This is a genomic window from Yoonia sp. (assembly GCF_042093035.1).
Taxonomy (GTDB): Bacteria; Pseudomonadota; Alphaproteobacteria; order Rhodobacterales; family Rhodobacteraceae; genus Yoonia.
The window spans coordinates 1-10241 of the sequence record NZ_JBELFI010000094.1 but is presented as its reverse complement, the minus strand read 5'-3'; the positions used below and the strand labels follow the sequence as shown (position 1 = coordinate 10241).

Below are 10241 nucleotides of genomic sequence, written 5' to 3'. Positions count from 1 at the left end.
TGGCAATGAATGCGTGGGCAACGGCATTTCGGCGAGCGCGGCAATCAAACGCCACTCACCCGGCTCAGTGTAGACAACCCCGGCGGCATCATGGTCAGCGGCACGACGGATCAGCTCGCCGGTGATAGAGCCCGTGTTTTCGGGATCATCAAGCTTGGTGTAGTCCACGCGCCAACCCTCCGCGCGAAGCGTCTTCGCAAACTTCCGCATCGCCATGAAAGTAAAAGCGATCTTCTTGGGGTGGTGCGGCACATAAGTCGCCTCGCCAGAGACTTCGGCCATAACAACCCGATCGCGGTTTTTGTCTGCTTTTTGAAGTGCTGATAGATCAAGCGAAAGTTGATCTCCGAGGACAAGGACCAGCTTCACCAAACGATCTCCCGCCCGGCATAATCGTAAAATCCACCCGTTTGCGCTGGTGTGAGCGACGCGATCACATCAAGCAATTTTCCGGCAGCGTCCTGCGCAGGTACAGTCTTGTGGCGACCCGCATAATTGGCTGTAAACGGCGTCTCAACCGTGCCGGGATGGAGTACTACACAGATGCATTGCTTGTGCGACCGACCAAGTTCAATCGCAGCACCATGCACAATCTGGTTCAACGCCGCCTTTGACGCGCGATAGGAATACCATCCGCCGATCTGGTTGTCCCCAATTGATCCAACGCGCGCAGACAGGGTCGCTACGACGCCGCACTGGTCTTTCGGCAACAGCCGCGAGACATGCCGCAAAACAAGCGCCGGGCCAATCGTATTTACCGCAAAAACCCGCGCCATCGCCAGCGCATCGATTGCAGCAAGCGACTTTTCTGGCTGGCCACTATCAGGTGCAAGAATGCCAACCGCGATCAAAATCAAGTGAAAAGGCCCCGATAACTCGTTCATCGCCGCGTCGACAGAGGCGGCGTCCGTCACATCCAAACCGTCCCGCGACCGCGAAAGCGTGGTCACATCCCAGCCTGCCATTCGCAACTGCGTGACGATCGCCGCACCGATCCCGCCACTCGCTCCTATAACCAAAGCTTTCATCGCAATCTCCACTTCCCCTCCAAGACCTAGGGCCGCATCAGCGACAGACCAGCAGCGGCACGCAACGCCGCTCCTTCATCTTGGCCAAAAACTCCCGCGCGGAGCGCATTCCTCCCTTTCCAACCGGGCAAAGCTTTGTATAGTCGCCCCCATGATGACGCGCAGCAATATCACCAGCATGGACCCCTTGGGTCTGCTTTTGCGCGCGCGCCTACGCCTTAGCAACCTCTGAGCGTGCCATTCGGCGCGACCGCTCAGAGGGGACCAGCGCCAATCTAGAATGCTAAGGACCAAAGGATTAGGAACATGACCAAAGATAAAGTGTTGATTTTCGACACCACATTGCGCGATGGCGAACAGTCGCCGGGCGCCACCATGACCCATGACGAAAAGCTCGAAATCGCAGAACTTCTGGATGAAATGGGCGTCGACATTATCGAAGCGGGTTTTCCGATTGCTTCAGAAGGTGATTTTAGAGCGGTCAGCGACATCGCGGCGCGAGCAAAATCGTCAACAATCTGCGGCTTGGCCCGCGCCAACTACAAAGACATTGACCGGTGCTGGGACGCCGTGAAACAGGCGAAATCGCCGCGCATTCACACCTTTATCGGCACCTCCCCGCTGCACCGCGCCATTCCAAATCTGACGATGGACGAAATGGCAGAGCGCATCCACGACACGGTCACCCATGCGCGCAATCTGTGTGACAATGTGCAGTGGTCCCCGATGGACGCGACCCGCACGGAAGAAGACTACCTCCGCCGCGTTGTCGAAATTGCGATCAAAGCCGGTGCCACGACGATCAACATACCAGATACGGTCGGTTACACCGCACCCGTGGAAAGTGCAGATCTGATCCGTATGTTAATCAATGAAGTTCCCGGCGCAGATGAAGTGATTTTTGCCACCCACTGCCACAACGACCTTGGTATGGCGACGGCAAACTCTCTGGCCGCTGTCGAAGGTGGCGCGCGTCAGATCGAATGCACAATCAATGGTCTGGGTGAACGCGCGGGCAATACCGCGCTGGAAGAAGTTGTCATGGCACTGAAAGTCCGTGGCGATATCATGCCCTTCGAAACCAGCATCGACACCCGAAAGATCATGAACATCTCGCGGCGTGTCGCGACCGTGTCCGGTTTTGCCGTGCAATTCAACAAAGCCATCGTCGGCAAGAATGCTTTTGCCCATGAGAGCGGGATTCATCAGGACGGCATGTTGAAAAACCGCGAAACCTTCGAGGTGATGAAGCCCGAGGACGTGGGACTGTCGGGGACGTCCTTGCCATTGGGCAAACACTCCGGTCGCGCCGCTTTGCGGGCCAAACTGACAGAGCTGGGCTTCGATCTGGCTGATAACCAACTCAATGATGTCTTTGTTCGTTTCAAGGATTTGGCCGACCGCAAAAAGGAGGTCTTTGACGACGACCTGATGGCTTTGGTCACCCAAAACGACGCCGAGGACGATCGCCTCAAGCTGAAATCCCTGCGCGTTGTCTGCGGCACCCAGGGGCCTCAGACCGCTGACATGGTGCTGGAAGTTGATGGCGCGGATATTGCAACGACGGCGACTGGCGACGGCCCGGTCGATGCCACGTTCAACGCAGTCAAAGCCATCTTCACCCACCGCGCGCGTTTGCAACTTTATCAGGTGAGTGCCGTCACCGAAGGCACCGATGCGCAGGCCACAGTCACTGTGCGGATGGAGGAAGAAGGCCGCATTGCCACCGGCCAATCGGCGGATACAGACACCGTCGTGGCCAGCGCGAAGGCCTATATAAACGCGCTCAATCGCTTACTGGTGCGCCGCGAACAATCAGAGCCCGGCTACGATATCAAAGGTGTTTCCTACAAAGATACCTGACCGCAATCCGCGACTCAGTCGAGATACGGGTGGTGCGTAAAAGCGTGCCGCCCGTTTTTGTTTTAACCGGCGCCAGCCCTATCGATGCTCTTGCTGCGGAAGACAAAAGCCGAAAATATGAAATCCTTGCGCTTAGAGAACCCATTTCAACGAAATAAAAGTTGTAAAATCATAAGAATAGATTTGCCGCTGCGTCGCGGCATTCGAGGGCTTCAATCCTCTGAACGCAAAGCTTATAAGCATCTGAGGCCTGCATCACCGGCAGCGGTGCGGGCCAAGACACATTGGGATTGGGAAGGCCACTTCATGGCAGGCTTTGGCGGAATTTTTTCTTCGGATATGGCGATTGACCTCGGCACAGCGAACACGCTGGTCTTTGTCAAAGGCAAGGGCATCATATTGTCGGAACCATCAGTGGTGGCATACCACGTCAAAGATGGCGTCAAGAAAGTATTGGCAGTCGGTGAAGACGCCAAGCTGATGCTTGGCCGCACCCCCGGCAGCATTGAGGCGATCCGACCGATGCGCGACGGCGTCATCGCGGATTTTGACACCGCAGAAGAAATGATTAAGCACTTCATTCGCAAAGTGCATCGCCGATCCACCTTCTCGAAGCCCAAGATCATTGTTTGCGTCCCCCATGGCGCGACGCCAGTGGAAAAACGCGCGATCCGTCAGTCGGTCCTGTCCGCAGGGGCCCGCCGCGCCGGTTTGATCGCAGAGCCCATCGCCGCCGCCATCGGCGCCGGTATGCCAATCACTGATCCGACCGGCAACATGGTCGTCGATATCGGTGGTGGCACAACAGAAGTGGCCGTTTTGTCTTTGGGTGACATTGTCTACGCACGCTCCGTCCGTGTCGGTGGTGACCGGATGGATGAGGCGATCATCAACTATTTGCGCCGCCAACATAATCTTCTGATCGGGGAAAGCACTGCGGAGCGGATCAAGACATCGATCGGCACCGCCCGGATGCCCGATGATGGCCGTGGTCAGTCAATGCAAATTCGTGGCCGTGACCTGCTCAATGGCGTGCCCAAGGAAACCGAGATCTCGCAAGCGCAGGTCGCTGAAGCCCTTGCGGAGCCGGTCCAACAAATCTGCGAAGCCGTGATGACAGCACTCGAAGCGACACCGCCGGACCTTGCGGCGGATATTGTTGACCGCGGTGTGATGCTCACTGGTGGCGGTGCGCTGCTCGGTCAGCTTGATCTGGCATTGCGTGAGCAGACCGGGCTTGCAATTTCGGTCGCTGACGAGTCACTCAATTGTGTGGCCCTGGGCACCGGTCGTGCACTAGAATATGAAAAACAGCTGCGGCATGTGATAGACTACGACAGCTAACACCCGACAACGAGGGAAAAGCCGCCCTTGGCACGTGACAAGACCAACGAAGACTATATTGGCCCGATCCGCAGGTTGCTGGTCGGGTTATTGGTCTTGGCCTTGGTTGGCTTGTTTCTCATCTGGCGGATCGACAGCCCACGCGTCGAACGGTTTCGTGCGGCGGCCATAGATGCGGTTGTGCCTTCGTTCGACTGGGCTATGGCACCGATCACCGGTGCGGCCAATCTGTTAAGTGACTTTGAGAGCTACCGCCAGCTACGCGCCCAGAACCAGGACCTTCGCCGCGAATTGCAGCAGATGAAGGCATGGAAAGAAGCCGCGCTCCAGCTTGAGCAGGAGAACGCCAAGCTGCTTGACCTCAATAACGTCAGCCTTGATCCGCAGCTGACATATGTGACCGGCGTTGTCATTACCGACAGCGGATCGCCATTCCGGCAATCTGTCCTTGTAAATGTGGGCGCACGTGATGGTATTCTTGATGGCTGGCCAACAATGGACGGGATCGGACTTGTTGGGCGGATCGCAGGCGTTGGCAATGAAACCAGCCGCGTGATGCTGTTGACCGATACCTCAAGCCGAATCCCCGTGACAATCCAACCGTCCGGCCAAAAGGCAATTCTGGCTGGCGACAACTCTTTGAACCCTCCGCTTGAGTTTTTGGATGACACCGCCTTCGTGCGCCCCGGCGACCGTGTTGTGTCATCGGGTGATGGCGGCATCTTCCCGGCAGACCTTTTGGTTGGACAGGTCGCATTGGACACCGCAGACCGCCTGCGCGTCCGGCTGGCAGCAGATTACCAACGCCTTGAATTCCTGCGTGTCCTGCGATCTCAGCCCCATGAGGCCATTCCTGATCCAGATCAGCTTTTGGCGCCAGACGCCGAATTTCTTGAGCCTGCCAGCGTCAACCCCGTTGCCTTGCAATCACAAGAGGCCGCTGATGGCTGAGCGCAGCGATGGCAAGACATGGATAAACCGCGGCGTTTTCGTCGGGCTCGCCTTTATCATCGTTGTGATTGCACTTGTGCCGCGCGATATGCGCCCGCATTCATGGGCGGGGCCGGATATGCTGCTTGCGGTGACTTTGGCGTGGGTGGCGCGCAAGCCGTCTTATTTGCCCGTCATCGTCGTCGCCGCTTTCTTCTTGATGACGGATTTTCTGTTCATGCGCCCGCCTGGGCTTTGGGCTGCTCTTGTTGTGATCCTGACCGAAGTGATCCGCCGCCGGACCCACGAGTTTCGCAATATGCCTTTGCTCGCGGAGTGGGGCACGATTGCCGGCGGGATCGTCGCGATCACGCTGGCCAATCTGATCGTTTTGACAGTTGTCATGCTCCCCCGACCGCCGGTCAGTTTGACGGTGACGCAGATGCTGGCCACGATCCTTGTCTACCCATTGGTGTTGCTTGCGGCACATTTCATTTTTGGCGTCAGACGGACCGCACCGGGCGAAACCGGAAGCAAAGGGCATCTGATATGAAGTGGCACCCCAAAAGAGCGCGGCGCCGTCAATGAGCTATCTTGCGCACAATACCAAGTTCGTACCCACTGGATTTCGCAAGGTCTTGTATTTGCATTGGCCGATCATCCTGTTGCTGATTGCGGTGGCGAGCACTGGCTTTGTCATGCTCTATTCCGTCGCCGGAGGCTCAACGCGCCCGTGGGCGGTGCCGCAGATGGAACGCTTTGCGCTTGGCATGGTGTTGATGTTCATCGTGGCAATGGTACCGATCTGGTTTTGGCGCAATATGGCGTTTCTGGCCTATGGCGGATCGATTGTGCTGTTGCTCGGGGTCGAATTCTTCGGTGAGGTCCGCATGGGCGCCCAGCGCTGGATCGATATCGGCTTCATGCGGCTGCAACCCTCAGAGCTGACGAAGATCACGCTGGTGATGTTTCTCGCGGCCTACTATGACTGGTTGCCAAGCAAGAAAACCTCGCATCCTTTGTGGGTGTTGCTGCCGGTCTTTTTCATGCTTATCCCGACGATGCTTGTGTTGAACCAGCCTGATCTGGGAACGGCACTATTGCTGCTGATGGGCGGCGCGTCGGTTATGTTTCTTGCCGGCGTGCATTGGATCTATTTTGCGACCGTTGCAAGTGCTGGCATTGGCGCAGTTGTCGCAGTTTTCCAAAGCCGCGGCACGCCCTGGCAATTGCTCAAGGATTACCAGTACCGACGCATTGACACATTCCTTGATCCTTCCAATGACCCGCTTGGCGCCGGGTACCATATCACGCAAGCCAAGATTGCGTTCGGCTCTGGTGGCTGGACAGGACGTGGATTTATGCAAGGGACACAATCGCGGTTGAATTTCCTTCCCGAGAAACAAACGGACTTCATCTTTACCACATTGGCCGAGGAATTCGGATTTGTCGGTGCGGTCAGTCTGCTCGGTCTTTATCTCTTGATCGTCTTTTTCTGTGTCGTTTCAGCCCTTAGCAATCGCGATCGCTTCGCGTCACTTTTGACACTGGGGATCGCGATAACGTTCTTTTTGTTCTTTGCGGTCAATATGGCGATGGTCACTGGCCTTGCCCCTGTTGTCGGCGTACCGCTACCGCTTGTCAGTTACGGCGGCTCGGCGATGCTCGTTCTTCTGGTCGGCTTCGGACTGGTTCAAAGTGCGCATGTACACAGGCCCCGTTAATGCTCAATATTCTGTTTTCCGCCAAACCCGCAGCTTGGGACGAATACCAGGCCCCCTTGAACGCTGCCTTTGCTGAGTGCGGTCTGCACGCGTCTCTTTCTCGCGATCATGCGCCTGGGGATGTCGACTATATCATTTTCGCGCCAAATGGTCCGGTGACTGATTTCACGCCCTACACCAAGACAAAGGCCGTCATGGGCCTTTGGGCCGGTGTTGAGACCGTCGTGGACAATGCGACTTTGACGCAGCCGCTCTGCCGTTTGGTGGATGAAAGTCTGACCGACGGGATGATTGAATGGGTGACGGGACATACCCTGCGCCATCATCTGGGCATGGACCTTCATATCACCAACCAAGACGGCGTTTGGCGGGACGGTATCATTCCGCCTGTCGCTGCAAATCGGCCTGTGACGATCCTTGGCATTGGCGCATTGGGTGCGGCTTGTGGACAGGCACTGCACCAGCTTGGCTTTCCCGTCACGGGATGGAGCCGCAGCGCCAAAGATATCCCGAATATCCGCTGTCTGCATGGTGATGAAGGCTTGGAAGAGGCGCTCAAGGACGCGCAAATTGTGATTTTGCTCCTGCCGCAAACACCTCAAACCATGAATATTATCAATGCCGAGACCATTGCGCGCATGGCCAGAGGCGGGTTTGTCATCAATCCCGGTCGTGGCCCGTTGATTGATGACAGGGCACTGCTGGAGGCTCTGGACAGCGGCCAGCTTGCCCATGCGACACTGGACGTATTTCGCACTGAACCGCTGCCGCCGGACCATCCGTTTTGGGCGCATCCGAAGGTGACCGTCATGCCCCATATTGCCTCGACGACACGCGCCGAAACCGCAGCCCGGGTGATTGCAGAAAATATCACACGCGGGCAGGCCGGAAAGCCCTTGCACTATCTGGTTGATCGCGGATTGGCCTATTAACGCAGTTTCGGGGGGCTTTGCGGGTCCATCCCCGGTGCGCCTGGCTGATGTGGTTTTTCCGGCTCTGGCAGATCAAAGCGCAGCCCGACGCGCGCAAGGTTAGCCGACAAGGGATCGCTCGCTTTCACAAAAAGCACATCCATAACACCCGCTTCGATCCCAGAAAATGTCAGCGCCTCGCCCGCCGCGGACGCAAGCGCTTTTTCGGCCCCCTCCACGGCATCCACGAAGGCAAGAACATGACCGCGCGCGCCGTCTTCATATGTGGCCGCTGCCAGATAGGCAAAACGCGCCAACCCTGCCGCGATTGCCAGCTTGCGGTCCAGCCCGGTGACAACGGCCTCTGGCAGACCCATGGGGGCCGCAATTTCGGTCAAACGCGCCTCTGTTTCATCAGGCCCATGGGACAGCGTTTCGACCAGCCAATCGACCGCTTCCGCCGGGATCAACGTTGCAGAAGGCGCGACTTCAAGATTGAGCGCCAATCCTATCCCCTGCCCTTGCAACATCTGCGCCAATGCCCGCCCCGGCAGGCCAGCGTAGGGTGCAACACGTCCCACGAATTGCGACAACCGCTCTTCGCGATCAAAGACCAACGTGAACCGTTGGTCCTCAATCTCAAAAAGCTCTGGCGTGATCTGCGCGCCTGCCGCCTCTTCGCCCAAAAGCATGAAGAGTTCGGTATCCGCCAGACGCTCATAAAAACGCAATCGCGCGGTGTCGTCCTGCGGTGCGGCCTCCATCGCGGCGTGCGCTTCATCAAGGTCGGTCATGGCAATGCATCTTTCACTTGGGCGCGCAGAGCGGGCAATAGATCCTCCGCAAACCACGGGTTATTCTTCAACCAAGCGGTATTGCGCCACGATGGATGAGGCAAGGGAAACACGCGCGGTGCATGGTCGCGCCAGTCCGCAACTGTTTGCGTAACATTGGATTTGACACCAAGATGCCAGCGATGCGCATAGCGACCAACCAGCAAAGTGAGCGGCACCTCGCCAATCTCCGCCATTACCAGATCATGCCACGTCGTCGCGCAAATTCTGGGCGGAGGCAGGTCCGAACCCGCGGCATCATAGCCCGGAAAGCAAAAAGCCATCGGCACAATCGCGATCTGCTGGCGGTCATAGAACACGCGTCGATCAATGCCCATCCAGTCGCGCAATCGATCGCCTGAGCGGTCATCAAATGGGATCCCGGATTGGTGGACCCGCATCCCCGGCGCCTGCCCTGCAAGCAAAATGCGCGGCGTGGCATCGAACCAGACAACGGGCCTTGGGTCGTGGCACGTCACGGTCGCGGCAAAACGAGCAGCACATAGGCTGCAGTTCTCGATGGCGGATTGGAGCGGCATGTCGCAGTCTTTCCTTGCTCGTTGCGCCAAACCTATGATGTTCACACGAATGTCGCTATAAATATGCTGCAAAGTCGCGCTATTGAAATGGCTGAGGGCATGTTAATAGTTTGCCCATAAAACACAGGGCGCGCATCAGAGCAGGGCACACATGCTGGAGTTTTCTTCGGTCAGCAAATCATTTTGGACAGGCACCCAACGCAAGGTCATTCTGGACCGCGCATCTTTCCGGGTTGAGCTTGGCAATTCGCTCGGCATTCTCGCGCCGAACGGGACCGGCAAGACGACGCTTATCAACATGATGGCGGGATTGGAAAAACCCGATGAAGGCACCATTCGCAAAACCTGCCGGGTATCGTTTCCGCTCGGGTTTACCGGTGGGATCAACGGCAAGCTGTCGGCGAAGGAAAACAGCCGTTACATCGCGCGGCTCTATGGCCTTGATCCCGACTACGTCGAGGCATTTTGCAGATGGCTCTGCAGGCTAGAGGAATATTTTGAACAGCCCGTCGGGGTGTACTCCTCAGGTATGCGATCGCGGTTCACGTTTGCGCTGATGCTGGCGCTTGATTTTGATATTTATCTGATTGATGAAGGGATGCCCGCTTCGGCGGATGTGGAATTCAATCGGCGCGCTGGCGAAATCCTGCGGGAGCGGTTAGAAAAAGCGACCGTTGTTATCGTCTCGCATCAACCTGCGACGCTGGAGCGGATTGCGAAGTCTGCTGCGGTGCTCAAGAACGGGCAATTACATATGTTTGACTCACTGGAAGAGGCAAGGGTTCTATATGACTACCAAACCCACGATTAAGCGCTTCCGTGTCCGCCGCCGCGAGGGGCAAAACCCGGACCAAGAGCCGACCATAGCCGAGCCCCTCACTGAAGCTGCGGTCAAAGCCGATCAGCAGCTCACCCATGCCGAACAGATCACAGCGATCAGCAAAGAAGGGCTGACGGCTCGCCAACTGCGTCTCGCACGCCGCGTCGCAATCAAGAACGGGATTAATGCATCATCAGATTATGACGCCGTGCGCCAGCTGCGTCTGACCGGGATTGACCCGTTTCAGCG

The 10241-nt window shown here is 57.1% G+C and carries 11 protein-coding genes and 1 pseudogene; 8 read left to right on the top strand and 4 right to left on the bottom strand.

The window, feature by feature from the left end:
* A partial coding sequence (locus ACFDSS_RS11320) for a cryptochrome/photolyase family protein (protein WP_375255849.1) occupies positions 1-369 on the bottom strand: 369 nt, incomplete at its 3' end.
* Entirely contained in the window at positions 366-1028 is a 663-nt protein-coding gene (locus ACFDSS_RS11315; RefSeq protein ID WP_375255848.1) for an SDR family NAD(P)-dependent oxidoreductase, read from the bottom strand. The genes ACFDSS_RS11315 and ACFDSS_RS11320, both read right to left, overlap by 4 nt.
* Before the next feature lie 306 nt (positions 1029-1334).
* Between ACFDSS_RS11315 and ACFDSS_RS11310 the strand changes: the two genes are divergently transcribed.
* The 6 genes from ACFDSS_RS11310 to ACFDSS_RS11285 all read left to right on the top strand — a co-directional run bounded on the left by ACFDSS_RS11310 (position 1335) and on the right by ACFDSS_RS11285 (position 7821).
* Positions 1335-2891 (top strand): 2-isopropylmalate synthase, encoded by a 1557-nt coding sequence (locus ACFDSS_RS11310; RefSeq protein ID WP_375255847.1) that lies wholly within the window; start codon positions 1335-1337, stop codon positions 2889-2891.
* 306 nt (positions 2892-3197) lie between these two features.
* Positions 3198-4235 (top strand): rod shape-determining protein, encoded by a 1038-nt coding sequence (locus ACFDSS_RS11305; protein WP_375255846.1) that lies wholly within the window; start codon positions 3198-3200, stop codon positions 4233-4235.
* A 27-nt stretch (positions 4236-4262) separates the two neighbouring features.
* Positions 4263-5186, top strand: coding sequence for a rod shape-determining protein MreC (gene mreC, locus ACFDSS_RS11300; protein ID WP_375255845.1), 924 nt, complete (start codon positions 4263-4265; stop codon positions 5184-5186).
* Positions 5179-5718: a rod shape-determining protein MreD gene (locus ACFDSS_RS11295; RefSeq protein WP_375255844.1), complete on the top strand. Its 540-nt coding sequence runs from the start codon at positions 5179-5181 to the stop codon at positions 5716-5718. The genes mreC and ACFDSS_RS11295 overlap by 8 nt, the downstream gene beginning before the upstream one ends.
* Before the next feature lie 31 nt (positions 5719-5749).
* Entirely contained in the window at positions 5750-6889 is a 1140-nt protein-coding gene (gene rodA, locus ACFDSS_RS11290; protein WP_375255843.1) for a rod shape-determining protein RodA, read from the top strand.
* Positions 6889-7821, top strand: coding sequence for a 2-hydroxyacid dehydrogenase (locus ACFDSS_RS11285; protein ID WP_375255842.1), 933 nt, complete (start codon positions 6889-6891; stop codon positions 7819-7821). The genes rodA and ACFDSS_RS11285 overlap by 1 nt, the downstream gene beginning before the upstream one ends.
* Here ACFDSS_RS11285 and ACFDSS_RS11280 read toward each other — a convergent pair.
* Together ACFDSS_RS11280 and ACFDSS_RS11275 are read right to left on the bottom strand one after the other, a co-directional pair.
* Positions 7818-8594: an SseB family protein gene (locus tag ACFDSS_RS11280; RefSeq protein ID WP_375255841.1), complete on the bottom strand. Its 777-nt coding sequence runs from the start codon at positions 8592-8594 to the stop codon at positions 7818-7820. The genes ACFDSS_RS11285 and ACFDSS_RS11280 overlap by 4 nt on opposite strands.
* On the bottom strand, positions 8591-9172 hold the full coding sequence (locus ACFDSS_RS11275) for a uracil-DNA glycosylase family protein (protein WP_375255840.1): 582 nt from the start codon (positions 9170-9172) through the stop codon (positions 8591-8593). Before ACFDSS_RS11275 ends, ACFDSS_RS11280 begins: the two co-directional genes overlap by 4 nt.
* Positions 9173-9323: 151 nt before the next feature.
* On the opposite strand from ACFDSS_RS11275, the gene ACFDSS_RS11270 reads away from it, so the two are divergent.
* Positions 9324-9983: an ABC transporter ATP-binding protein gene (locus ACFDSS_RS11270; RefSeq protein WP_375255839.1), complete on the top strand. Its 660-nt coding sequence runs from the start codon at positions 9324-9326 to the stop codon at positions 9981-9983.
* Positions 9961-10241 (top strand): annotated as a pseudogene (locus tag ACFDSS_RS11265) (capsule biosynthesis protein); the annotation flags it as partial. The gene ACFDSS_RS11270 and the pseudogene ACFDSS_RS11265, both read left to right, overlap by 23 nt.